The organism is Izhakiella australiensis, assembly GCF_002006995.1.
In the GTDB taxonomy this organism is placed as follows: Bacteria; Pseudomonadota; Gammaproteobacteria; order Enterobacterales; family Enterobacteriaceae; genus Izhakiella; species Izhakiella australiensis.
The window spans coordinates 96,901-119,856 of the sequence record NZ_MRUL01000009.1 but is presented as its reverse complement, the minus strand read 5'-3'; the positions used below and the strand labels follow the sequence as shown (position 1 = coordinate 119,856).

The window sequence follows — 22,956 nt, the reverse complement described above, 5'->3', positions numbered from 1 at the left end:
ATCAAAACTGTTAGCGAAATATTCTGAGGTAAGCGTTATTTTCGCAATAGGTTAGTTGATTTACAGCAGAAAATTCCTGTTTAATAAACTGAATTTAAAAGCCTTATCTATAAAACAGACCGGAATATTATGCTAACTCATTATCATTAAAAGAGTTTGCGACTTTCCCGGTCACTATAACCAACAAAGCAAACCACAACAGTAAATACAGATGGGGAAGTGCCAATGAAAATGAGTAAAGGTAGCGCGCTGCTGGCAGGATGTATTGCTTTGGCGATGAGCCATGCCGCCCTGGCTAAAGATATTAAAGTGGCTATCGTCGGTGCGGTAACCGGCCCGGTAGCGCAGTATGGCGATATGCAGTTCACCGGCGCGCAGCAGGCGATTAAAGATATCAACGCCAAAGGTGGCGTTAACGGTGACAAGCTGGTCGGCGTTGAATATGACGATGCCTGCGATCCGAAACAGGCCGTTGCGGTGGCCAACAAAGTCGTCAATGACGGCATTAAATACGTTATCGGCCACCTGTGCTCTTCCTCTACTCAGCCCGCTTCAGATATCTATAACGACGAAGGCGTGTTGATGATCACGCCGGCGGCAACGGCGCCTGAACTGACCTCTCGCGGCTATGAGCTGGTAATGCGTACCACCGGGCTGGATTCCGACCAGGGCCCGACCGCCGCTAAATACATCCTTGGTCAGGTGAAACCTAAACGTATTGCGATTATCCACGATAAGCAGCAGTACGGCGAAGGCCTGGCACGTTCGGTGCAGGACAGCCTGAAAAAGTCGGGCGCCAAAGTCGTCCTGTTTGAAGGCATTACCGCCGGTGATAAAGACTTTTCCGCGTTGATTGCCCGCCTGAAAAAAGAGAACGTCGATTTCGTGTATTTTGGCGGCTACTATCCGGAAATGGGACAGATTCTGCGTCAGTCTCGTGCAGCGGGCCTGAAAGCCGGCTTTATGGGGCCGGAAGGCGTGGGCAATGCATCGCTGTCTAATATTGCCGGTGACGCGTCTGAGGGCATGCTGGTCACGCTGCCGAAGCGTTATGATCAGCTGCCGGATAACAAAGCTATCGTTGATGCGATTAAAGCCAACAAAGCCTCTAACCGTAAAGATCCGACCGGCCCGTTTGTCTGGACTACCTATGCGGCAATTCAGTCGCTGGCGGCGGGAATTGAGCGCAGTAAGAGCGACGAACCGGAAGCTATCGCAAAAAATCTGAAAACCGGCGCGCCGGTGCCGACGGTGATGGGTAATCTGAGCTGGGATCAGAAAGGTGATTTGAAAGGCTTCGAGTTCGGTGTATTTGAGTGGCATAAAGACGGCTCTTCGACCGCCGTGAAATAAATCAGGCGTTTACTTGCCTGCCTGGCGTGGCAGCGCTGGGGCAAATTTCGATTTGCCATTGCTCCAGCGCTGCCCGCGTCAGCGGGTTGCGACAATAACGCCTGGTATCGCGCCAGGCGTTTCTACCTTTTAAGGTAGATTGGTAAGGTGTTCAGGTATGTCCGAGCAGTTCCTTTATTTTATTCAGCAGATGTTCAACGGCGTAACGTTAGGCAGCACCTACGCGCTGATTGCCATCGGCTACACCATGGTTTACGGCATTATTGGCATGATCAACTTCGCCCATGGCGAGGTCTATATGATCGGCAGCTACGTTTCATTTATCGTTATTGCTGCGCTGATGATGATGGGTATTGATGTCGGCTGGCTGCTGATTACCGCCGCATTCATCGTGGCGATCGTCATTGCCAGCGCCTATGGCTGGAGCATCGAGCGGGTGGCCTATAAGCCGGTACGCTCTTCTAAACGCCTGATTGCGTTGATTTCCGCCATCGGCATGTCGATTTTCTTGCAAAACTACGTCAGCCTGACGCAAGGCTCCCGTGATCTGGCGCTGCCCGGTCTGATTAACGGGCAGTGGACGCTGGGTGAAAGCAACGGCTTTGCGGCGACGCTGTCGACGATGCAGCTGGTTATCTGGCTGGTTACCTTTGGCGCGATGCTGGCGCTGACGCTGTTTATCCGCTATTCGCGCATGGGGCGCGCCTGCCGCGCCTGCGCCGAAGATCTGAAAATGGCCAGCCTGCTGGGTATTAATACCGATCGGGTGATCTCCTTAACCTTCGTCATCGGCGCCGCGATGGCTGCCGTCGCTGGCGTGCTGCTGGGGCAGTTTTATGGTTCCATCAACCCGTTTATTGGCTTTATGGCGGGCATGAAGGCCTTTACTGCTGCGGTACTGGGCGGCATCGGTAGTATTCCCGGCGCGATGATCGGCGGGCTGGTGCTGGGCATTGCCGAAGCGCTTACCAGCGCTTACCTCAGCACCGAGTACAAAGACGTGGTTTCTTTCGCCCTGCTGATTGTCGTGCTGCTGGTCATGCCGACCGGTATTCTCGGACGGCCGGAGGTGGAAAAAGTATGAAACACCTCAATCTGGTCAATGCCGTGATCTCGACGGCCGTATTGCTGCTGCTGGCAACTTTCTTTATGGGAATGCGGCTCGATTTGGATGGCACAAAGCTGGTGGTGGTTAACGCCGGTCAGCTGCGCTGGAACTGGATATTTACCGCCTGTGGCGTGGTATTCCTGTTCCAGCTTCTGCGTCCGCTGTTTCAGGGGGCGATGAAACGGAGCGGTAAAGGGCTGGTGCTGCCGGGGTTTGACGGCTCAACGCCGAAGCAGAAGCTGCTGATGGGGCTGGTGATTGTGGCGGCGATAGCCTGGCCGTTTCTGGTATCACGCGGTACGGTAGATATTGCCACCCTGACGCTGATTTACGTGATGCTCGGCCTGGGACTAAACGTGGTGGTAGGCCTTTCCGGTCTGCTGGTGTTGGGCTATGGCGGCTTTTATGCCATCGGCGCTTACACCTTTGCGCTGCTGAACCATTACTACGGGCTGGGCTTCTGGCAGTGCCTGCCGCTGGCCGGGCTGGTCGCGGCGCTGTTTGGCCTGCTGCTCGGTTTTCCTGTACTGCGCCTGCGCGGCGACTATCTGGCGATTGTCACGCTCGGCTTTGGCGAAATCGTACGCATTCTGTTGTTAAACAATACGTCCTTTACCGGCGGTCCTAACGGTATTGCCCAGATCCCCAAACCTACCCTGTTTGGCCTTGAATTTGGCCGCAAGGTGAGCGAGGGCGGTTGGAGCACCTTCCACGATTATTTCGGCCTGAAGTACGATCCGGGCGATCGGGTTATTTTTCTTTACCTGGTGGCGCTGCTGCTGGTGGTGCTGACGCTGTTCGTCATTAACCGACTGCTGCGTATGCCGCTGGGGCGGGCGTGGGAAGCGCTGCGCGAGGATGAAATCGCCTGCCGTTCGCTGGGACTCAGCCCGACGCGCATAAAGCTAACGGCTTTTACTATCAGCGCCGCGTTTGCCGGCTTCGCCGGTACGCTGTTTGCCGCCCGCCAGGGGTTTGTCAGCCCGGAATCGTTTACCTTTGTCGAATCGGCGTTTGTGCTGGCGATCGTGGTGCTGGGTGGAATGGGCTCGCAGCTGGCGGTGATCCTTGCGGCTGTACTGCTGGTGGTATCGCGCGAGCTGATGCGCGATCTGAATGAATACAGCATGCTGGTTCTCGGCGGGCTGATGGTGCTGATGATGATCTGGCGTCCGCAGGGACTGCTGCCGATGAAGCGTCCGCAGCTGAAGCTAAAAGCAGGCGCGAAAGGAGAGCAGGCATGAACCCGCCTTTATTAGCAGTTGAGGGGCTGATGATGCGCTTTGGCGGCCTGCTGGCGGTCAATAACGTTGAGCTTGCCCTTTACCCGCAGGAAATTGTTTCGCTGATCGGTCCCAATGGGGCAGGGAAAACCACGGTGTTCAACTGCCTGACCGGTTTTTATAAGCCAACCGGCGGCACCATTACCTTACGCGATCAGCATCTGGAAGGGTTGTCGGGGCAAAAGATAGCCCGCATGGGCGTAGTGCGCACTTTTCAGCACGTTCGACTGTTTCGTGAAATGACCGTCATTGAAAACCTGCTGGTTGCTCAGCATCAGCACCTGAAAAGCGGGGTTTTTTCCGGCTTGCTGAAGACGCCGGCTTTTCGCAAAGCGGAGAGCGAAGCGTTAGACCGGGCGGCAACCTGGCTTACGCGCGTTGGCCTGCTGGAAATGGCGAATCGCCAGGCAGGTAATCTGGCCTACGGTCAGCAGCGGCGCTTAGAAATCGCCCGCTGCATGGTCACCATGCCGGATATTCTGATGCTGGATGAGCCGGCCGCGGGTCTTAATCCGCGAGAAACCCATGAGCTGGATCAGCTGATCGCCGAGCTACGCGGTGAGCATAAGGTCACCGTATTACTGATAGAGCATGATATGAAGTTGGTAATGGGCATTTCCGATCGCATTTATGTGGTCAATCAGGGGACGCCGCTGGCGAATGGTACGCCGGAAGAAGTGCGTAATCACCCTGACGTTATCCGCGCCTACCTGGGGGAAGCATAATATGGCTAACCCGATGCTCACTCTGGAAGGCGTCAGCGCGCACTATGGGCCGATACAGGCGCTGCATGACGTCAGCCTGCATATTCAACAAGGCGAGATCGTTACCCTGATCGGCGCCAACGGCGCCGGTAAAACCACGTTGCTGGGAACGCTGTGCGGTGAACCGCGCGCCAGCAGCGGAAATATCGTCTTCGATGGTAAGACGATAACCGACTGGCAAACGGCGCGCATTATGCGTGAGGCGATTGCCATCGTCCCGGAAGGGCGGCGCGTCTTTGCGCGCATGACGGTTGAAGAGAATCTGGCGATGGGCGGATTTTTTGCCGCGCGCCAGGCTTACCAGCAGCGTCTTCGCTGGGTATACGAGCTGTTTCCCCGGCTGGAGGAGCGCCGTATTCAGCGTGCGGGCACCATGTCCGGTGGTGAACAGCAGATGCTGGCGATCGGTCGGGCGCTGATGAGCCAGCCGCGTCTGCTATTGCTGGACGAGCCCTCGCTGGGGCTGGCGCCGATTATTATTCAGCAAATCTTCGATACCATCGAACAGCTGCGTCAGGAAGGGATGACCATTTTCCTGGTCGAGCAGAACGCCAACCAGGCGCTGAAGCTGGCCGACCGCGGCTACGTGCTGGAAAACGGTCACGTTGTGCTGGAAGATACCGGTGAGGCGCTGCTGGCTAATGAGGCGGTGCGCAGCGCTTATTTAGGCGCTTAACTTTCATCATATTTCTCTGCGCCGGCTGGGCGGGCGGCGCAGAGCGCGTTTTCACTCTCCGTACCGCTTGCGGTGCTACATCGTCGGTTCACTGCCCGCCGTCGGTGAAAGCAACGCATCTTACTGTCATTCCTGAATATTAACCGTGTCACATTTCAGTAACATTCTGGTTATCTAACTGTCATTTTTGCGTGTCATGTTACTTCGCGAACAAAAAATGCGTGTTTTAATTCGTTTTTTCGCGCTTACCAACAAAATGGCACAGGAACCTGATATGTCATCGTTTACTTTGCGTCACACCTCGCTCGGCGTACTGCTGGGCCTGGCCGTTAGCAGTAACGTTTTTGCCGCCACGGAAATTCCTTTCTGGCATTCAATGGAAGGCGAGCTGGGCGTCGAAGTCGACTCTTTGGCTAAGCGCTTCAATGAAGCCCACCCCGATTACAAAGTGGTGCCGGTTTATAAAGGCAACTACGAGCAGAGCCTGGCTGCCGGTATTGCCGCGGTGCGTACTGGTAAAGCTCCGGCTATTTTGCAGGTTTATGAAGTCGGTACGGCAACCATGATGGCTTCTAAAGCCATCGTACCGGTCTCTCAGGTGTTTAAAGACTCAGGCATTCCCTTTGATGAGAAGCAATTTGTCCCTACCGTCGCCGGGTATTACAGCGATGCTGAAGGTCATTTGATTTCTCAGCCGTTCAACAGCTCGACGCCGGTGCTGTATTACAACAAAGACGCGTTCAAAAAAGCGGGTCTTAATCCGGACCAGCCGCCGAAAACCTGGCAGGAACTGGCGAAAGATGCCGCTGCGCTGCGTAAGGCTGGCATGAGCTGCGGTTATGCCAGCGGCTGGCAGGGCTGGATTCAGATTGAAAACTTCAGCGCCTGGCACGGCCTGCCGGTAGCCACCAAAAACAACGGCTTTGACGGCACCGATACGGTTCTGGAGTTCAACAAGCCGGTGCAGGTACGCCATATCCAGATGCTGGAAGATATGAACAAGAAAGGCGACTTCACCTACTACGGCCGTAAAGATGAGCCAACCGCTAAGTTCTATAACGGTGATTGCGGCATTACCACCGCGTCTTCCGGTTCGCTGGCAGATATCCGTCATTATGCGAAGTTTAACTTTGGCGTCGGCATGATGCCGTATGACGATACGGTTAAAAACGCACCGCAGAACGCGATCATCGGCGGCGCCAGCCTGTGGGTGATGAAAGGCAAGGACCCGGCAACCTATAAAGGCGTTGCGGAGTTCATGAAGTTTCTGGCACAGCCTGAAATCGCCGCTGAATGGCATCAGAAGACCGGCTATCTGCCGATCACCACCGCCGCTTTTGAGCTGAGCAAAAAACAGGGCTTTTATGACAAAAACCCCGGGGCGGACATTGCCACCCGGCAGATGCTGAACAAGGCGCCGTTGCCTTATACCAAGGGTATGCGTCTTGGCAATATGCCGCAGATCCGTACCGTGGTTGACGAAGAGCTGGAAGGCGTCTGGACCGGCAAACAGTCACCGCAGGCCGCGTTGGATAACGCAGTTAAGCGCGGTAACCAGCTGCTGCGCCGCTTCGAACAGCAGGTTAAGTAACCCGGCTAAACCGGCGTGACCCATCCGGCATCTGCAAATTGCTTGCGGGTGCCGGATGTTTTCCGGTTGTGGTTTTTCATCGATACAGAGCACGCTATGTCATCATTCCGTCCCGGATTTCGCACCAGCCCGCTGCCTTATCTTCTGGTTCTGCCCCAGCTGCTGATCACGGCAATATTTTTTATCTGGCCCGCCGGCGAAGCGCTGTGGTATTCGCTACAGAACATTGATCCTTTCGGCATCTCCAGCACCTTCGTTGGCCTGGAGAACTTCAAACATCTTTTCAGCGACAGTTACTACCTGGATTCTTTCTGGACCACCATTGAATTCAGCGCGCTGGTTACGGGGTTTGGTATGGCCTTTTCTCTGTTTCTCGCGGCGCTGGCAGATTACGTCATCAGAATGAGAAAGCTCTATCAGACGCTTTTGCTGCTGCCGTATGCCGTTGCGCCGGTGGTCGCTGCGGTGCTGTGGATGTTTCTGTTTAATCCGGGTCTGGGGTTGTTCAGCCATATCCTTAACCAGTTGGGCTATAACTGGAACTATGCGCAAAACAGCGGACAGGCGATGTTTCTGATCGTGCTGGCCTCCATCTGGCAGCAGATGAGCTATAACTTTCTGTTTTTCTTCGCAGCGTTACAGTCGATCCCCAAATCATTAGTCGAAGCAGCGGCGATAGATGGCGCCGGGCCGGTACGACGCTTTTTTAATCTGTCGCTGCCGCTGATCACCCCGGTAAGTTTCTTCCTGCTGGTGATAAACCTGGTGTACGCCTTCTTCGATACCTTTCCGGTTATTGATGCGGCTACCGGCGGCGGGCCAGTACAGGCGACCACCACCCTTATCTACAAAATTTACCGGGAAGGGTTTGCCGGACTGGATCTTTCCACCTCGGCGGCGCAGTCAGTGGTGTTGATGCTGCTGGTTATCGGCCTGACGGTGCTTCAGTTTCGCTTTATTGAGCGTAAGGTGCGTTACCAATGATCGAAAACCGACGCGGACTGGATATCTTCAGTCATACCATGCTGATCCTGGGCGTGCTGACCATTCTTTTTCCACTCTACGTTGCTTTTGTTGCGGCGACGCTGGACGGCAATGAAGTGTATAAGGTGCCGATGACGCTGGTGCCGGGCAGCCATCTGTGGGAAAACGTTTCGCGTATCTGGACCCGCGGCGTTAACGGCAGCGGGCCCGCTTTCAGCCTGATGATGCTTAACAGTTTGATCATGGCGCTGGGCATTACCTTCGGCAAAATTGTGGTATCCATCCTGTCCGCTTTTGCCCTGGTCTGGTTTCGCTTTCCACTGCGCGGCCTATTTTTCTGGCTGATCTTTATTACCCTGATGCTGCCGGTTGAGGTCCGTATTTTCCCGACGGTTGAGGTGATTTCGAACCTGCATATGCTCGACAGCTACAGTGGGTTGACGCTACCGCTGATGGCCTCTGCTACCGCCACTTTCCTGTTTCGCCAGTTTTTTATGTCGCTGCCGGATGAGCTACTGGAAGCGGCGCGCATTGACGGCGCCGGTCCGATGCGTTTCTTCTGGGATATCGTCCTGCCGCTATCAAAAACCAATCTGGCTGCGCTGTTTGTTATCACCTTTATTTATGGCTGGAACCAGTACCTCTGGCCACTGCTGATCATTAACGATGCGGGGCTCAGCACGGCGGTAGCCGGGATTAAAAGTATGATCTCCACCAGCGGTTCGCCGACGCAGTGGAATGAGGTGATGGCGGCGATGCTATTGACGTTGATCCCGCCGGTAATAGTGGTATATGTGATGCAGCGTGCCTTTGTGCGTGGCCTGGTTGAGAGCGAGAAATAACATGGCAGTAGTAAAACTTCAGGCGGTTACCAAGTCTTACGATGGCAAGCTTCAAATCATTCATCCGCTGGATGTCACCATCGAACACGGCGAATTTATGGTGATGGTTGGCCCTTCCGGCTGCGGCAAGTCGACGTTACTGCGTATGGTTGCCGGTCTGGAACGTGTAACCACCGGCGATATTTATATTGATGACGCCCAGGTCACCGAGCTGGAGCCGAAAGATCGCGGTATTGCGATGGTGTTTCAGAACTATGCGCTCTATCCGCATATGACGGTGGAAGAGAACATGGCCTATGGCCTGAAAATTCGCGGCATGAGCAAAGTACAAATCGCGGAAAAGGTGCAGCAGGCGGCAAAGGCGCTGGAGCTTGAGGCGCTGCTGAAAAGGCGCCCGCGCGAGCTTTCCGGCGGCCAGCGTCAGCGCGTAGCGATGGGGCGCGCCATCGTGCGTGAGCCAGCGGTGTTCCTGTTCGATGAACCGCTGTCTAACCTTGATGCGCGCCTGAGGGTGCAAATGCGCCTGGAGCTGCAGCAGCTGCATCGTCGGCTGCGTACCACCAGTATCTACGTCACCCACGATCAGGTGGAGGCGATGACGCTCGCTCAGCGGGTAATGGTCATGAATAAAGGGATACTGGAACAGCTGGGCACCCCGGTAGAGATTTACGAGCGCCCGGCGACCCTTTTCGTCGCTGGCTTTATCGGCTCGCCAGCAATGAATCTGCTGGCAGGCGAAGTAAGCAGCGACGGCCTGACATTGAATATCGGCGATTTTACCCTGCCGCTGCCGGAAGCAAAAGTCGCCTGGGCGGGGCGTAAGATCACCCTTGGCGTGCGTCCTGAGCATCTGGCCGTCAGCAGTGGCGCGCGTGAAACCATACCGCTGAAGGTTGATACGCTGGAAATTCTTGGCGCGGATAACCTTGCCCATGGAAAATGGGGGGATGGCAGTGTGGTGGTACGACTGCCTCATGCCGATCGGCCAACGGCCGGCAGCACGTTGTGGCTGCATTTGCCAGCCAAATCGCTACACTACTTTGATACTGAAAGCGGACAGCGGATTGAATAAATGAGACAGAATGCCTGGCCCTATCCGGCAATCGTTGCTCATCGTGGCGGCGGTTCTCTGGCCCCGGAGAATACTCTGGCGGCTATCGACAAAGGTGCTGAGTTCGGGCACAAAATGATCGAGTTTGACGCTAAGCTATCGCTCGACGGTGAAATATTCCTGCTGCACGACGATACGCTCGACCGCACCAGCAACGGCTGGGGCGTTGCCGGGGAGCTGTCGTGGGAAAAATTGATTATGCTGGATGCCGGCAGCTGGTTTGGTCGCCCTTTTGCTAACGAGCGTCTGCCGCTGCTGGAGCAGGTTGCCGCCCGCTGTCGTGGCTATGACATGATGGCCAATATCGAAATTAAACCGACGACCGGACTGGCGCAAGAAACCGGACGGGCCGTTGCGTTGGCCGCCAGGGCGCTGTGGCAGGGAATGACGCCGCCGCTGCTCTCCTCATTTGAATATGATGCGCTGGTCGCTGCCAAAGAGGCGGCGCCGGAGCTGGCGCGTGGCTATCTGCTGCACGAGTGGATTGATGACTGGCAGGAGAAAGCCGAGGCGCTGCAGTGCGTGTCACTGCACTTTAATCACAGCATTCTCACCCAGGAGCGCGTGGCGGCAGTGAAGCAGGCCGGGTTGAGGATTCTGGTTTATACCGTCAACGATCCGCGTCGGGCGAAAACCTTGTTAGATTGGGGGGTCGATGCCATCTGTACCGATCGCATCGACCTGATTGGCCCGGATTTTAACGCTTAGTAGTTGCTGCGGGGACCGGTCTGGTTCCCCTGCGGCGTTTTCAGGCGACGCTGCTGCGCCTGATTACGCTGTTCCTGCATTTTCTGCTGTATCTGCTGGCTTTGCTGCTGCTGGTCCTGCTGTAGCTTTAGCTGTTGATTTTGCTGCTGATTACGCATCTGATTCTGCATGCGCTGCGTGCTGGGATTAAAAGGCTGGTTGCTCTGCCCAGGCTGATTAGTATTATTCAGCGTGTTAGCCATGGCGGCCAGGGGAAGCGCGGCCGCCAGAAAAATAACCCATTTCATATGCAGTCCTCCTTGTGATTTCACTCAATTGTAAGACATAACGCTCATTTCTGTTCCAGGAAGGCTCCTTATTTACGTTAAGGATCGCTTTTTTGTCAGTTTATTCCATAGTTAAACCGGTAATTGCGGCTGCGTTTGGGGTACAGCGGCGGAGAAAATGACGGGGTATTTCATTATTATCATAAGGAATAAATCAGATGAGAGCAGAACCGCAGCGCCGGCTGGCGTGGATATTTGTTGGCTTTTTTTTATGGTGGCAGGGGCCGGCAATGGCGGCACCGCCACCGGTTTCTTATGGCGTCGATGCTGATACTTTTCATCCGGTTAAAGAACAGCACGGTATGGTGGCCTCGGTTGATGCTACGGCGACCAACGTCGGTGTTGAGATATTAAAACAGGGTGGTAATGCCGTTGATGCCGCCGTCGCCGTCGGCTTTGCGCTGGCGGTGACGCATCCCCAGGCGGGTAACCTTGGCGGCGGCGGATTTATGATGTTACGCACCGCCAGCGGCCATACTACGGCGATCGATTTTCGGGAAATGGCGCCAAATAAGGCCTATGCCGATATGTTCCTTGACGAGAAGGGTAATGCTGATAGTAAGAAGTCGCTAACTTCTCATCTGGCCTCCGGAATCCCCGGCACCGTCGCGGGATTTGCGTTGGCGAATAAGAAATATGGCACCCTGCCGCTCAGTAAGCTAATCCAGCCGGCGCTGACGTTGGCGCGCAAAGGGATTATCGTTAATGATGGTCTGGCGGACGATTTGAAAACCTATGGCAGCGAAGTGCTGGTTAATCATCCAAACAGCAAGGCTATTTTCTTTAAGGCTGACGGCACGCCGTGGAAAAAAGGTGAGCGGCTGGTACAAACCAACCTGGCGCATAGCCTTGAGCTGATTTCCCGTCAGGGGCCGGATGCCTTCTATAAAGGCTGGATTGCCGACCAGATTGCCAAAGAGATGGCGCAGCACGGCGGCTTTATTACTAAAGCCGACCTTGTCGCCTATAAAGCGGTTGAGCGCCAGCCGATTTCCGGTCGTTATCGCGGCTACGAGGTCTACTCTATGCCGCCGCCCTCATCGGGTGGGATCCATATCGTGCAGATCCTGAACATCCTCGAAAATTTCGATCTGGCGAAAATGGGCTTTGGCAGCGCGGATGCAATGCAGGTAACGGCTGAGGCCGAGAAATACGCTTATGCCGACCGTTCTCAGTATCTTGGCGACCCCGATTTTGTCAGCGTGCCCTGGCGGGCACTGACCAGCAAGGCTTACGCCAAGTCGCTGGCGCAGAAAATCGATCTGGCTAAAGCGCGGCCGTCGACTGAAATTAAGCCCGGTAACCTGGCGCCTTATGAAAGTAATCAGACAACGCATTTTTCGGTGGTGGATAAGCAAGGTAATGCCGTTTCAGTGACTTACACCCTCAATACTAATTTCGGTAGCGGCATCGTGGCGGCGGACAGCGGTATTTTGCTGAACAATGAAATGGATGATTTTTCCGCTAAGCCGGGGACACCGAACGTTTATGGCCTGGTCGGTGGTAAAGCCAACGCCGTCGGACCCTTTAAACGCCCGCTCTCTTCGATGTCGCCGACCATTGTCGTCAAAGATGGCAAAACCTGGCTGGTGACCGGCAGCCCTGGCGGCAGCCGCATTATCACTACCGTGCTGCAAATGGTGGTCAACAGCATCGATTTCGGGATGAACGTTGCCGAAGCCACCAACGCGCCGCGTTTTCACCAGCAGTGGCTGCCGGATGAGCTGCGGGTGGAGAAGGGCTTCAGCCCGGATACCCTGAAGATCCTTGAATCACGGGGTCAGCATGTGAAGGTGCAGCCGGCGATGGGCAGTACGCAAAGTATCATGATTGGGCCGAACGGTATGCTGTACGGCGCCTCCGATCCGCGTACGCCCGGTGATTTGACCGCAGGATACTAGTTTACCTCCTGTACCGGGCGACATAATCGCAGGGGCGAAAGCTCCTGCGATTATGGATAAATTTGTTTATAGTATTTAGATTCAATCGCTTATGTTGGTTTTTTCGGACCATAAGCGGTCGCCGACGCTATGCCATTAATAGCGGGGATCTCTCCAGGTCGATGTATGAAAAATACCTGATGCGGCGCATTTTCTACCCCGGAGATAGGGGGGCACTGACTGACGCTGTTGCCATGTTTTTGGTGGTAAAGATTCCATCCGTCATCAAAGGTGACGCCGCGCTGCAGGTCATGAAATAGACACAGGCGTTATTTTTGTAGGAGGACCGCGTGTCCAGCAGGTTACAGCTTACGTCCGATCGGCTTATCTGTACGCAGATTGAGGAGCGCGACTGGGCTTTCTATCAGAGCCTGCTTATGTCATCGCAGGTGCAGTATTACATTTCCGATATCAAGCCGGCGGCGGAAATTCGCGCCGGTTTTGAGTCGCGGCTACCGCCGTGGACGCCCGGCAGCAAACACTGGCTCTGCCTGGTTGTGCGTGAGGCGAACAGCGGGAAAGCGCTGGGGGTTACCGGCTATGTTCAATCGGAGACTGAGTGCGCCGAGGTGGGCTTTCTGTTTGCGCCTGAAGCCCAGGGCAAGGGTTTTGCCGGCGAGTCGCTGCTGGCGGTCTGTGACTTTGCTTTTACCGGGGGCGGAATAAGGCGTCTCAGTGCTACCGTGACCGCCGGAAACCTGCCCAGCCGGCGCCTGCTGGAGAAAACGGGCTTTGTTATCGAAGGTGAACTGCGGGAAAGCTACCGGCTGCGCAATGCCTGGCATAACGATTGGCTATTTGGCCTGCTGCGGCGGGATTATTTTTCCCGGCGGCCGCGTGACTAACGGCGAAAACTGCCGTCGGTGAGAGAGATAAATAGCCTTTCGTCCGGGCCGTTTTTAGCATACTTATGTCAGTGGGTGTTGATAAAACCTCTTAAACATCATGGGCTTTTATGATGATTGTCGGGAAAAAAGTAAATGAAAATACTTTACAACTGCGAATGATAATGGTTATTATTATCCACGCCTTCAGGGGACTCCTGACACCTCAGATGAACCTCCTGGTGGCATGACATTGCTCACATTGCTTCCAGTGTTTCTTAGCCAGCCCAGTGCTGGCTTTTTTTTGTCCGCAGCAAGCAACTTCTTCGGTAAATTTGAACAGAGGGGTCAATTCTCTCCGCTATCTTGTTGTCCACCGCCGTTGCACACTAAAGGAAAATAGTGTGGAGGAATGAAGATGATTTATTTACGACGGGCAAACGATCGTGGTCATGCGAATCATGGCTGGCTCGACAGCTGGCATACATTCTCCTTTGCCAACTATTACGATCCTGATTTTATGGGGTTCTCGGCGCTGCGGGTCATTAATGAAGACGTTATTGCCCCTGGCCAAGGATTTGGCACCCATCCTCATAAAGATATGGAGATTCTGACCTATGTGCTCTCCGGCACCGTTGAGCATCAGGACAGCATGGGTAACAAAGAGCAGATCCCGGCCGGTGAGTTTCAGATCATGAGCGCCGGCAGCGGTGTCCGGCATTCTGAATACAATGCCAGCAATGAACAGCCGCTGCACCTGTATCAGATCTGGATCATCCCGGAAAGTACCGGCATTACGCCACGCTATGAGCAGCGTCGCTTTGACCAGCGCCAGGGAAGCCAGCTGGTGCTGTCCCCGGACGCCCGTGATGGCTCGCTGAAGGTATACCAGGATATGACGCTGTCGCGCTGGGCGCTCAGGGCCAGTGACAGCGAAACCCTGAGTTTACAACCCGAACGTCGCTACTGGCTTCAGGTGGTAAACGGCGATATCAGCGTTAACGGCCAGGCCGCCAGCACCAGCGACGCGCTGGCCATCTGGGATGAAGCTCAGCTGACGCTCAATGCTTCCTCCGAGGCGGAAGTCTTACTGTTCGACCTTCCGGCGGTATAAACCTATCAGGCGCAGGAGGTTACTGCGCCTGGTGCTGCCAGCGGCAACGCCATCCCCTCTGTGCCGCAAATTTGGTACACTCAGCATCAGACTCTTTCATCCAGGCTGATGCTGTATCATGAAAAAGAAAAGACCGGTTTTACAGGATGTTGCCGACCGGGTCGGCGTTACTAAGATGACGGTCAGCCGCTATTTGCGCAACCCGGCTCAGGTTTCAGCTGCACTGCAAACGCGTATTGCCGCTGCGTTAGATGAGCTGGGGTATATTCCCAACCGTGCGCCCGATATTCTGTCTAACTCCACCAGTCGCGCTATCGGCGTGCTGTTACCTTCCTTTACTAATCAGGTGTTTGCGGCGGTGCTGCGCGGCATTGAAAGCATCACCGATGCGGCGGGCTACCAAACCATGGTGGCGCACTTTGGCTACAGCCCGGAAAAAGAAGAGCTGCAGATGCGCTCACTGCTGGGCTGGAATATTGACGGCCTGATTCTGACCGAGCGCACTCATACGCCCGGCAGTCTGCGTATGATTGAAACTGCCGGTATTCCTGTTCTGGAAATGATGGACAGTGTTTCCCCCTGCCTGGATATGGCGGTCGGTTTTAATAATTACGAGGCCGCCCGGCAGATGACCCAGGCTATTTTGCAAAAAGGCTACCGTTATCCGGTCTATCTTGGCGCGCGCATGGACGAACGCACGCTGCAAAAGCAGCAGGGGTATGAAAATGCGATGCGCGAGGCAGGGCGCGAGCCGCGCAGCGTGATGATGCCGGAAGCCTCAACGTTTTCCGCCGGTGGGGCACTGCTACGCGAGGCGCAAAGGCGCTATCCTGAAACGGATAGCCTGTTTTGCACCAATGACGACCTGGCGGTGGGGGCGATGTTTGAATGTCAGCGTCAGGGGCTACGCGTACCGCAGCAGATGGCGATCGCCGGTTTTCATGGGCACGATATCTCCCGGGTGGTCAACCCGCCCCTGGCAACGGTGATTACCCCGCGCGAAGAAATGGGCAGCATAGCCGCCAGAATGCTGCTAGCGCGTATTCAGGGTGAGACGGTAGCGCAGCAGCCGGTGGACATTGGTTTCACTCTTTCAGAGGGCGGCAGCATCTGAGGCGCCTTTGAGTGAGGGGCGAAGAAGTATCCGGGCGTTTCTGCCGTCTTTTTTATGACCAGCATCACAAATTTGAGCTTTTCCGCGCTGGTCTGTTGCCTTAATACGCCGCGATTCAGACAATGTTACCGATAACATTACTATGGATTTTCCGGAGCCGTTATGACAACACCTGCTTGTGCTAATCATGTTTTTATCCTCATGGGGGTTTCGGGGAGCGGTAAATCAGCCGTTGCCAGTGAAGCGGCTTATCAAATGAAAGCCGCTTTTCTGGACGGTGACTTTCTCCACCCGCGCGCGAATATTGATAAAATGTCACAAGGCCATGCGTTGAACGACGACGACCGCAAGCCCTGGCTGCAGGCGCTAAACGATGCCGCTTTTGCCATGCAGCGCACCCACAGCGTTTCGCTGATTGTCTGCTCCGCGCTGAAGAAGAGCTATCGTGATTTACTGCGCAAAGGGAACCAGAATCTCTCTTTTATTTATCTGAAAGGCGACTTTGAAACGATTGAAAGCCGCCTGCGCGCGCGTAAAGGCCACTTTTTTAAGCCGCAGATGCTGGTAACCCAGTTTGAAACCTTACAGGAACCCGGCAGCGACGAACCCGACGTGCTGGTGGTTGATATCAAACACACGCTGGAAGCCGTGGTGGCTGATACCATCCATACCATTCAAAACCGAGCCGGCTAACGCCCTTCAGCCTGCCCGCGCTGCCTGCATATGGCGTCTCAGACGCTACTCACCCTGAGGCGTTAAGCGTCACTGTTCCGGGCGGGAAAAGCGATCTTTATCCTCTGTCCGCGTTGCTTTGACGAGTGGTGCGGCGCCAGTATTTTTCTTCAGTATGTGAATTATCCCGCAATGAAACCGGCAAAGCATGCGTTTTACCGGGGGGCTTTCTGATAAAGTAAATCTTGACAAAAGCGTAGTTGCTGGTGGCATTTCGCAGTATATTGCGCATCTGTAACAACATGCATGAGCTGGTGGAATCAAGGAGTGATAATCTCTGTGGGCGCTGAAAATATGATGAAATATAATGATTCACCCCAACGATTAGCAGAGAATATGATATCAGGGCCACCTGAATGAAACCGGCAAATGAACCTCAAAGCTCAAGCTTTGCTCATCAGCCGCAAGACATTGAGCATGAGGCGGAGTGGTTTTTTGCCATTATTACCGGCGATACCACGCCGGGTTTGCCAACCCTGACCTTTCGTTTACTGGCCACCAATGCCATTTATGATGCCATCGCCGGCGTAGCTGAAGCTTTTCGTAGCCAGCGCTGGATATCACGCATTGCCGGCGAGCAGGGCTTTGAACGGCGTGATGAGTATGATGATGGCTTCCAGCCCGTGTTTGCTACCATCGTGGATGCCCGCCAGCGGCTGGTGGTTGGTATCCAGCTGATGCCGACTTTTTTAGTACTGATGCCGGCTTTCAACGACGATGAAACGGCGCGCATTCGCCAGCATCAGCAGGTGCTGGAAACCGAGGCTAAACTGCAACAGTCTCAGCCAGGCGGCGAGGTGATCGCCCACTATCTCCGCCGTCAAAGCGAAATTATCGGCCTGCATCTGGCGGACAGCCACTACCGCCATCACCATGAAATGAAAGCGATTAAAAGCTTTATCAGCGCCGGCGGAACGCTGGAGTGGTTTGCGGCGGCAGACAGAAACTCCCTCAATTAGCGTTTGCCGCCTCCAGCGAAGCAAGTTTTTCACGCATCTCTTCAACCAGCTGTTCAACCCGCATGCTACGCCCTTGCTGCGGCGGGAAAATTGCCAGCCACGCCACTTCAATCGCCGGTTCAAACGGTTTCATCACTATTTCTGCTTTGCTGGTCAGCGCCGTGACGATATCCACTACGCCGATGCCAAGCCCTGCGGCCGCCAGGGTGCAGCACTGTACCAGCGATGTCTCGATCGGGCTGTGCAGCGCCAGGCTCTGGTCACTGAGCAGCTGCGCCAGCCGCTCGCGCATTACCGTTTTACGTCCGGGGAGTATTGCCCGATGCAACGTCAGATCCTGTAGCGTCACCTGGGGCTGGTTAACCAGCGGATGATCCGCCGTCATGACCGCCACCGCCTGGGTTACCCCCAGCAAATCGGCTCTGAGGCCTTTCAGCGTCGGACGGCCATAAATAAAGCCAACGTCGTATTGATTACTCAGCACCATATCGATGATGGAGGCGGTGCTTTCAACATCCATAAATAACGACAGTTCAGGATTGGCGCCGATCAGCGGCGGCAAAATAAATTCGGTACACAGTGCGGAAAGTGGAGATACTGCGCCGATACGCAATACGCTGCTTCTGGACTGGCGAATGTCATCTGCAATGCGGGCGATGTGATCGAGGCCGAGATAGATGCGTTCGACTTCACGAAACAGCTTCAGCGCTTCTTCACGCGGTTCCAGTCCACGACCATCCCGGTCAAACAGCTTAAGGTTGAGGGCGTACTCGAAATCCTTAATCAGGCGGCTGACCGCAGGCTGGGTAATATTCATCATATTGGCGGCCTGGGTAATGCCGCCGGTCAGAATCACTTTATGAAACGCTTCGACCTGTCTTGGATTGATTCGGCTCATGTACGCTCGGTTTAAACATAATGTTTACTTATGAATAGAATACAAAATACAATTTTTCATCCAGATTATCACCTCCTAGACTGAAAGCGTCACCGTCTTACAAATAATCAGAAATGATGACAACGACAACAGAGACATAATGAATGCATAAGGCAAAACTGGCCGTTCTGTTTACTCTGCTTTTCTCCGGTGCCGGGCTGGCACAAGCGGCCGATCTGACCATTGGTCTGGCTTCATCAACGACCTCTATGGATCCGCAATTTTACGTTGGTGGTGCGAACAGCGCCATGGCTCGTAACCTGTTTGACGGGTTGGTCAATCAGGACGCTACGCAAAAAATAACCCCGGCGCTGGCTGTGTCGTGGCAGACGGTAAATGATAAGACCTGGCGCTTTAAGCTGCGTCCCGGCGTAAAGTTTCATGATGGTTCGCCGCTAACGGCCAATGACGTGGTCGCCAGCATTAAACGCGTAGCGCTGGCGGCGAAAAGCAGTCCGAGCGCTTATACGCCGTACGTCGCGGATATCGCCGACGCAAAGGCGATTGATCCGATGACGGTCGAAATAGTTACCCGCTCTCCGGCGGCGCTGCTGCTGAATAATCTCAGCCGTATAGCGATAATGCCGGCCAGGCTAGAGCATACGCCCAGCAGTACCCTTAATGAAGGCAAAGACGTCATTGGCACCGGCCCGTTTAAGTTTGTTTCCTGGACGCCGGACGATCAGGTGGTGCTGGCGCGTAACGACCAATACTGGGGAGAGAAAGCCCAGTGGGACAAGGTGGTTCTCAAGCTGTACAAAAACAGCAGCGCCAGAGTGGCAGCTTTGCTCTCCGGCGATGTTGATATGATCGAGGCCGTGCCTTCAGCCGACGGAAAAACGCTTGCCGGTAAAGATACGCTGCGCATGGTCACCGTGCCGGGCAACCGCGTGCTTTACCTGCATCCGGATCAGGATCGCGACCGCTCGCCGTTTGCCAGCGGCGCTGATGGTACAAACCCGCTGCGCAAGCTTGAGGTTCGCCAGGCGATGTCACTGGCAATTAATCGCCAGGCGATAGTCGATCGCATTCTCGACGGGCAGGGAATGCCGGCGTCACAGCTGGTGCCGCAGGGATATTTTGGCTACTCCGCGGCGGTGCCGGACGCGAAATACGATCCGCAGCAGGCTAAACAGCTGCTGGCTAAGGCCGGTTACCCTAAGGGTTTTTCACTTACTTTTCATGCCTCTAACGACCGCTATCCTAATGATGCGCGCGTTGCTCAGGCGCTCGGACAGATGTTTAACCGCATCGGCATTAACACCAACGTGGTGACGATGCCGGGCAGCGTGTATTTCTCGCGCGCGGCAAAGCGTGATTTCAGCCTGGTTATGGGCGGGGCGGCGGATGAAACCGGCGAGGCATCAGGCGTACTGGGCCCGCTGCTGGAAACGTTTGGGCCGAATGCCGGACAGGGTAACCGCGGGCGCTACAGCAATGCGCAGTTTGACCGCTTACTGAATCAGGCGCGGTCAACGCTGGACAATGGCCAGCGTGAAAAGCTGTTACAGCAGGCGACAGATCTTGCGATGCAGCAGCAGGGCGTTATTCCGGTTTTATTCTTTTCGAATAGTTGGGCAATGAAAAAGCAGTATCAGTACCAGGGGCGTTCCGACGGTTATACATTGCCGTATTACGTTCGCTCTGCTGACAAATAAAATAATCATCGAAAAAACAGGCCAACACCAGGGCCTTATTAATCCTCTCCGTGCTGTCGTTTTGCGCTGGCCGGAGAGATAAGCCAACACCAGGGCTTTTATCGTTGACTCCGTCAACGCCAGGGTAATCTACAAAATGAGAGAGAAGCGATGACTTCTTTTAGCGGTGTGTTTCCGTACCTGGTTTCCCCCGTGGGGCCGGACGGCAGCATTAATAAGCCAGTGTTGACTGCGCTGGTTGAGCATCTTATTGACTGCGGCGTTCAGGGATTGACGCCGCTGGGTAGCACCGGCGAGTTTGCCTATCTTAATAATCATCAGCGGCTGGACGTTGTCCGCACGGTGGTCGCCGCCGCCCGCGGGCGGGTGCCGGTTATCGCCGGCGTGGCATCGACGACGGTGCAGGATGCTGAGCAACAGACTCGCGCCTGCCTTGATGCCGGCGCTGACGGGATCCTGGCTATTCTTGAAGCCTACTTCCCTTTAAATGACGAGGCGATCGAGCACTATTTTCGGGCCATCGCGGCGGCGGCCGACAATAAGCCGCTGGTGCTGTATACCAATCCGCAGTTTCAGCGCGCCGACCTCAGCCTGCCAGTGATCGAACGCTTAAGCCACGTTGAAAATATTGCCTATCTTAAAGACGCCTCAACCAATACCGGACGCCTGCTGTCAATTATTGAGCGCACGCGCGGCCGGATGCAGGTCTTCTCCGCCTCGGCGCACATTCCGGCCTGCGTGATGCTGATTGGCGGCGTTGGCTGGATGGCCGGGCCAGCCTGTATCGTGCCGCAGCAGAGCATTGCGCTGTGGCGCGCGGCGGCGGCAGGTGACTGGACTCAGGCGATGGCGCTTCAGCGGCCGCTATGGCGGATAAACGAAATTTTTGCCAAATACTCGGTTGCCGCCTGCATCAAAGCGGCCCTGCAGCTGCAGGGCTTTGCCGTCGGCGATCCGCTACCACCACAGCAGCCTTTAAACCACGCGGCCCGCGAAGAGATAGCGGCGGTGTTACGTGACGTGGGAGTGCTATGATGGCGCTGCCGGTGATTATTGATTGCGATCCGGGGATTGATGACGCCATTGCGCTGCTCACCGCGTTTGTGTCGCCGGAGCTGGATATTCTTGGTATTACGACCGTTTGCGGCAACCAGCCGCTCGCGGTTACCCAGCGTAACGCGCTGCAAATTACCGCGCTGGGCGGTCGTGACGATATTACGGTTTATGCCGGCTGCTGGCGTCCGCTGTTGCGTCCGTCTATTCACGGGCAGTTTCACGGCAATAATGGATTGGGCGGGCTGGCGCTGCCTGCGCCACGGCGTGAGGTCAGCGCCGTTCATGCCGTCGACTTTATTATTGCCAGCTGCCGCCGGGCGCTGGAGCAGAGCAGACCGCTGACGCTCTGCTGTCTGGGACCGCTGACTAATCTGGCGGTCGCGCTGCGTATCGATCCGACGATCGCCGAAGGCATTGAGCGGGTGGTGCTGATGGGCGGTGCATTTCGGGATAATGGCAATCGTACGTTCAGCGCCGAATTCAATATGCTGGCCGATCCCCATGCGGCCCATTGCGTTTTTTCCCAGCAGTTTGCCATTACCGTGCTGCCGCTGGACGCGACGCATCAGGTCATTCTGACGCCTGAACATGTCGGCCAGTTTACCCGCTGCGCCGGGCGACTGGCGCAGCCGCTGGGCCAGCTAATGGCATTCTGGGATCGTAACGACGTTGCGCGCTACGGTTCACGCGGCGGTCCTTTACACGACCCGCTGGTCATCGCCTGGCTGCTGGACAAGGCTTTATTTACCAGCCAGCAGGCGCGGGTATTTGTTGAATACGACAGTCCGCAGCTACTGGGTCATACTCAGGCAGACTGGTACGGTAAATCCGGACTGCCAGCCAACGCCAGCGTGGTGACCGAGGTTAACGCCAGCGGCGTATTTGACCTGATGCTGACGCGAATTGCCCGCTATGGAGAACAGCCATGAGCCGCCAGCGTATTATTATCGATACCGATCCCGGCGTTGACGATGCGATCGCTATTTTGCTGGCGCTGGCTTCACCGGAGCTGGAAGTGCTGGGGATTACCGCCGTGGCGGGAAACGTGCCGCTAACTGCCACGCTGGCGAATGCCTGTAAGATCGTCGCGCTTTCCGGGCGGCAGGTGCCGGTTTTCGCCGGCGCGCCGGGCCCGTTAATGGGAAAACAGGTTTTCGGACGCTATGCGCATGTCGGCGCCTTTAGCGACGATCTGATGCCGGCGACCGATCTGCAACCACAGCCGGACTCTGCGGTTTCTTTTATTATTCGCCAGGCGCGGCTGGCGGCAGAAAGCGGCGAGCCGCTGACGCTATGCGCGCTCGGCCCGTTGACGAATCTTGCGCTGGCGCTGGTACAGGACCCGCTGGTGAGCAAGGGCATCGGCCGCATCGTGACCATGAGCTGTGCATTTACCGCGCTGGGCCACCGGGTACCCTGGGCTGAGTTTAATATTTATGCCGACCCTCACGCGGCGGAAGTGGTGTTTAACAGCGGCGTTCCGCTAACGGTAATGCCGCTGGATATGACCTTCCAGGCGCTGGTAACGGCTGAGCATATACTTGGTTTTGAGCAGCAGGGCGGCGCAGTCGGGCGCGCAGTTGCCGCGCTGCTGCGTCGATTCGACCGCAGCGATATCAAGCGCTACGGACGCGAAGGCGGCCCGGTTCATGATGCCACCACCATCGGCTGGCTACTGGCGCCGCAGCTGTTTTCCGGCGTTCAGTCACGGATAGGCGTGGCGACGTCCGGACCGACGGCAGGATATACCTGGGCAGATTTTCACGGCAAGCTGGAAGAGCCGGCTAATGCTGAGGTGATGCAGACTGTGGATGAGGCGGGCTTTCTTGGCCTGCTGTCGGCGCGGCTGGCAACCTACGGTGGCCACGCAATTTAA

Annotated in this window: 22 protein-coding genes; 20 read left to right on the top strand and 2 right to left on the bottom strand. The window is 55.5% G+C overall.

The window, feature by feature from the left end; genetic code table 11:
* Positions 1–225 precede the first annotated feature (225 nt).
* The 10 genes from BTJ39_RS14010 (at position 226) to ugpQ (ending at position 10,420) form a co-directional block, all read left to right on the top strand.
* Positions 226–1,353: a branched-chain amino acid ABC transporter substrate-binding protein gene (locus BTJ39_RS14010; protein ID WP_078003322.1), complete on the top strand. Its 1,128-nt coding sequence runs from the start codon at positions 226–228 to the stop codon at positions 1,351–1,353.
* 157 nt (positions 1,354–1,510) lie between these two features.
* The gene (gene livH / locus BTJ39_RS14005) at positions 1,511–2,437 is read left to right on the top strand and encodes a high-affinity branched-chain amino acid ABC transporter permease LivH (RefSeq protein WP_078003321.1); all 927 of its coding nucleotides are present in this window, start codon (positions 1,511–1,513) and stop codon (positions 2,435–2,437) included.
* On the top strand, positions 2,434–3,705 hold the full coding sequence (locus tag BTJ39_RS14000) for a high-affinity branched-chain amino acid ABC transporter permease LivM (RefSeq protein WP_078003320.1): 1,272 nt from the start codon (positions 2,434–2,436) through the stop codon (positions 3,703–3,705). The genes livH and BTJ39_RS14000 overlap by 4 nt, the downstream gene beginning before the upstream one ends.
* Positions 3,702–4,469 carry a high-affinity branched-chain amino acid ABC transporter ATP-binding protein LivG gene (gene livG / locus BTJ39_RS13995; protein ID WP_078003319.1) on the top strand — a complete coding sequence of 256 codons (768 nt, stop codon included), beginning with the start codon at positions 3,702–3,704 and terminating at the stop codon, positions 4,467–4,469. The genes BTJ39_RS14000 and livG overlap by 4 nt, the downstream gene beginning before the upstream one ends.
* A 1-nt stretch (position 4,470) precedes the next feature.
* Positions 4,471–5,184 carry a high-affinity branched-chain amino acid ABC transporter ATP-binding protein LivF gene (gene livF, locus BTJ39_RS13990; protein WP_078003318.1) on the top strand — a complete coding sequence of 238 codons (714 nt, stop codon included), beginning with the start codon at positions 4,471–4,473 and terminating at the stop codon, positions 5,182–5,184.
* A gap of 274 nt (positions 5,185–5,458) precedes the next feature.
* Positions 5,459–6,775, top strand: a complete 1,317-nt coding sequence (gene ugpB / locus BTJ39_RS13985; protein WP_078003391.1) for a sn-glycerol-3-phosphate ABC transporter substrate-binding protein UgpB — start codon at positions 5,459–5,461, stop codon at positions 6,773–6,775.
* A gap of 96 nt (positions 6,776–6,871) precedes the next feature.
* On the top strand, positions 6,872–7,759 hold the full coding sequence (gene ugpA, locus BTJ39_RS13980; protein WP_078003317.1) for a sn-glycerol-3-phosphate ABC transporter permease UgpA: 888 nt from the start codon (positions 6,872–6,874) through the stop codon (positions 7,757–7,759).
* Complete coding sequence (gene ugpE, locus BTJ39_RS13975) at positions 7,756–8,601, top strand: sn-glycerol-3-phosphate ABC transporter permease UgpE (protein ID WP_078003316.1); 846 nt, start codon at positions 7,756–7,758, stop codon at positions 8,599–8,601. The genes ugpA and ugpE overlap by 4 nt, the downstream gene beginning before the upstream one ends.
* Before the next feature lies 1 nt (position 8,602).
* Complete coding sequence (locus tag BTJ39_RS13970) at positions 8,603–9,673, top strand: sn-glycerol-3-phosphate import ATP-binding protein UgpC (protein ID WP_078003315.1); 1,071 nt, start codon at positions 8,603–8,605, stop codon at positions 9,671–9,673.
* Positions 9,674–10,420 (top strand): glycerophosphodiester phosphodiesterase, encoded by a 747-nt coding sequence (gene ugpQ, locus BTJ39_RS13965; protein ID WP_078003314.1) that lies wholly within the window; start codon positions 9,674–9,676, stop codon positions 10,418–10,420.
* On the opposite strand, the gene BTJ39_RS13960 is transcribed toward ugpQ, so the two are convergent.
* Positions 10,417–10,707, bottom strand: a complete 291-nt coding sequence (locus BTJ39_RS13960) for a DUF2756 domain-containing protein (RefSeq protein ID WP_078003313.1) — start codon at positions 10,705–10,707, stop codon at positions 10,417–10,419. The two genes, ugpQ and BTJ39_RS13960, sit on opposite strands and share 4 nt — an antisense overlap.
* Positions 10,708–10,976: 269 nt before the next feature.
* Between BTJ39_RS13960 and ggt the strand changes: the two genes are divergently transcribed.
* From ggt to BTJ39_RS13930, 6 genes are all read left to right on the top strand, one after another.
* Positions 10,977–12,647: a gamma-glutamyltransferase gene (gene ggt / locus BTJ39_RS13955; RefSeq protein ID WP_241825922.1), complete on the top strand. Its 1,671-nt coding sequence runs from the start codon at positions 10,977–10,979 to the stop codon at positions 12,645–12,647.
* Positions 12,648–12,976: 329 nt separating this feature from the next.
* Positions 12,977–13,531: a GNAT family N-acetyltransferase gene (locus BTJ39_RS13950; protein ID WP_078003311.1), complete on the top strand. Its 555-nt coding sequence runs from the start codon at positions 12,977–12,979 to the stop codon at positions 13,529–13,531.
* 397 nt (positions 13,532–13,928) lie between these two features.
* On the top strand, positions 13,929–14,624 hold the full coding sequence (locus BTJ39_RS13945; RefSeq protein ID WP_078003310.1) for a pirin family protein: 696 nt from the start codon (positions 13,929–13,931) through the stop codon (positions 14,622–14,624).
* Between the two features lie 118 nt (positions 14,625–14,742).
* Positions 14,743–15,738, top strand: coding sequence for a gluconate operon transcriptional repressor GntR (gntR, locus tag BTJ39_RS13940; RefSeq protein WP_078003309.1), 996 nt, complete (start codon positions 14,743–14,745; stop codon positions 15,736–15,738).
* A 162-nt stretch (positions 15,739–15,900) separates the two neighbouring features.
* Positions 15,901–16,431, top strand: a complete 531-nt coding sequence (gntK, locus tag BTJ39_RS13935; RefSeq protein WP_078003308.1) for a gluconokinase — start codon at positions 15,901–15,903, stop codon at positions 16,429–16,431.
* Between the two features lie 395 nt (positions 16,432–16,826).
* On the top strand, positions 16,827–17,429 hold the full coding sequence (locus BTJ39_RS13930; RefSeq protein WP_078003307.1) for a hypothetical protein: 603 nt from the start codon (positions 16,827–16,829) through the stop codon (positions 17,427–17,429).
* On the opposite strand, the gene BTJ39_RS13925 is transcribed toward BTJ39_RS13930, so the two are convergent.
* A complete protein-coding gene (locus BTJ39_RS13925; protein ID WP_078003306.1) occupies positions 17,422–18,327 on the bottom strand; it encodes a LysR family transcriptional regulator in 906 nt (301 codons plus the stop codon). The two genes, BTJ39_RS13930 and BTJ39_RS13925, sit on opposite strands and share 8 nt — an antisense overlap.
* A gap of 143 nt (positions 18,328–18,470) precedes the next feature.
* Here BTJ39_RS13925 and BTJ39_RS13920 point away from each other — a divergent pair, with 143 nt between their 5' ends.
* From BTJ39_RS13920 to BTJ39_RS13905, 4 genes are all read left to right on the top strand, one after another.
* Positions 18,471–20,024: an ABC transporter substrate-binding protein gene (locus tag BTJ39_RS13920; RefSeq protein ID WP_078003305.1), complete on the top strand. Its 1,554-nt coding sequence runs from the start codon at positions 18,471–18,473 to the stop codon at positions 20,022–20,024.
* A gap of 150 nt (positions 20,025–20,174) precedes the next feature.
* Positions 20,175–21,059: a dihydrodipicolinate synthase family protein gene (locus BTJ39_RS13915; protein ID WP_078003304.1), complete on the top strand. Its 885-nt coding sequence runs from the start codon at positions 20,175–20,177 to the stop codon at positions 21,057–21,059.
* Positions 21,056–22,009 carry a nucleoside hydrolase gene (locus BTJ39_RS13910; RefSeq protein WP_078003303.1) on the top strand — a complete coding sequence of 318 codons (954 nt, stop codon included), beginning with the start codon at positions 21,056–21,058 and terminating at the stop codon, positions 22,007–22,009. The genes BTJ39_RS13915 and BTJ39_RS13910 overlap by 4 nt, the downstream gene beginning before the upstream one ends.
* Positions 22,006–22,956, top strand: a complete 951-nt coding sequence (locus BTJ39_RS13905; RefSeq protein ID WP_078003302.1) for a nucleoside hydrolase — start codon at positions 22,006–22,008, stop codon at positions 22,954–22,956. The genes BTJ39_RS13910 and BTJ39_RS13905 overlap by 4 nt, the downstream gene beginning before the upstream one ends.

Excerpts from the sequence above, each read along its gene's own strand:
- BTJ39_RS14010 (WP_078003322.1), top strand. The coding sequence starts at position 226 with ATGAAAATGAGTAAAGGTAGCGCGCTGCTGGCAGGATGTATTGCTTTG.
- livH (WP_078003321.1), top strand. The coding sequence starts at position 1,511 with ATGTCCGAGCAGTTCCTTTATTTTATTCAGCAGATGTTCAACGGCGTA.
- BTJ39_RS14000 (WP_078003320.1), top strand. The coding sequence starts at position 2,434 with ATGAAACACCTCAATCTGGTCAATGCCGTGATCTCGACGGCCGTATTG.
- livG (WP_078003319.1), top strand. The coding sequence starts at position 3,702 with ATGAACCCGCCTTTATTAGCAGTTGAGGGGCTGATGATGCGCTTTGGC.
- livF (WP_078003318.1), top strand. The coding sequence starts at position 4,471 with ATGGCTAACCCGATGCTCACTCTGGAAGGCGTCAGCGCGCACTATGGG.
- ugpB (WP_078003391.1), top strand. The coding sequence starts at position 5,459 with ATGTCATCGTTTACTTTGCGTCACACCTCGCTCGGCGTACTGCTGGGC.
- ugpA (WP_078003317.1), top strand. The coding sequence starts at position 6,872 with ATGTCATCATTCCGTCCCGGATTTCGCACCAGCCCGCTGCCTTATCTT.
- ugpE (WP_078003316.1), top strand. The coding sequence starts at position 7,756 with ATGATCGAAAACCGACGCGGACTGGATATCTTCAGTCATACCATGCTG.
- BTJ39_RS13970 (WP_078003315.1), top strand. The coding sequence starts at position 8,603 with ATGGCAGTAGTAAAACTTCAGGCGGTTACCAAGTCTTACGATGGCAAG.
- ugpQ (WP_078003314.1), top strand. The coding sequence starts at position 9,674 with ATGAGACAGAATGCCTGGCCCTATCCGGCAATCGTTGCTCATCGTGGC.
- BTJ39_RS13960 (WP_078003313.1), bottom strand. The coding sequence starts at position 10,707 with ATGAAATGGGTTATTTTTCTGGCGGCCGCGCTTCCCCTGGCCGCCATG.
- ggt (WP_241825922.1), top strand. The coding sequence starts at position 10,977 with ATGGCGGCACCGCCACCGGTTTCTTATGGCGTCGATGCTGATACTTTT.
- BTJ39_RS13945 (WP_078003310.1), top strand. The coding sequence starts at position 13,929 with ATGATTTATTTACGACGGGCAAACGATCGTGGTCATGCGAATCATGGC.
- gntR (WP_078003309.1), top strand. The coding sequence starts at position 14,743 with ATGAAAAAGAAAAGACCGGTTTTACAGGATGTTGCCGACCGGGTCGGC.
- gntK (WP_078003308.1), top strand. The coding sequence starts at position 15,901 with ATGACAACACCTGCTTGTGCTAATCATGTTTTTATCCTCATGGGGGTT.
- BTJ39_RS13930 (WP_078003307.1), top strand. The coding sequence starts at position 16,827 with ATGAAACCGGCAAATGAACCTCAAAGCTCAAGCTTTGCTCATCAGCCG.
- BTJ39_RS13925 (WP_078003306.1), bottom strand. The coding sequence starts at position 18,327 with ATGAGCCGAATCAATCCAAGACAGGTCGAAGCGTTTCATAAAGTGATT.
- BTJ39_RS13920 (WP_078003305.1), top strand. The coding sequence starts at position 18,471 with ATGCATAAGGCAAAACTGGCCGTTCTGTTTACTCTGCTTTTCTCCGGT.
- BTJ39_RS13915 (WP_078003304.1), top strand. The coding sequence starts at position 20,175 with ATGACTTCTTTTAGCGGTGTGTTTCCGTACCTGGTTTCCCCCGTGGGG.
- BTJ39_RS13910 (WP_078003303.1), top strand. The coding sequence starts at position 21,056 with ATGATGGCGCTGCCGGTGATTATTGATTGCGATCCGGGGATTGATGAC.
- BTJ39_RS13905 (WP_078003302.1), top strand. The coding sequence starts at position 22,006 with ATGAGCCGCCAGCGTATTATTATCGATACCGATCCCGGCGTTGACGAT.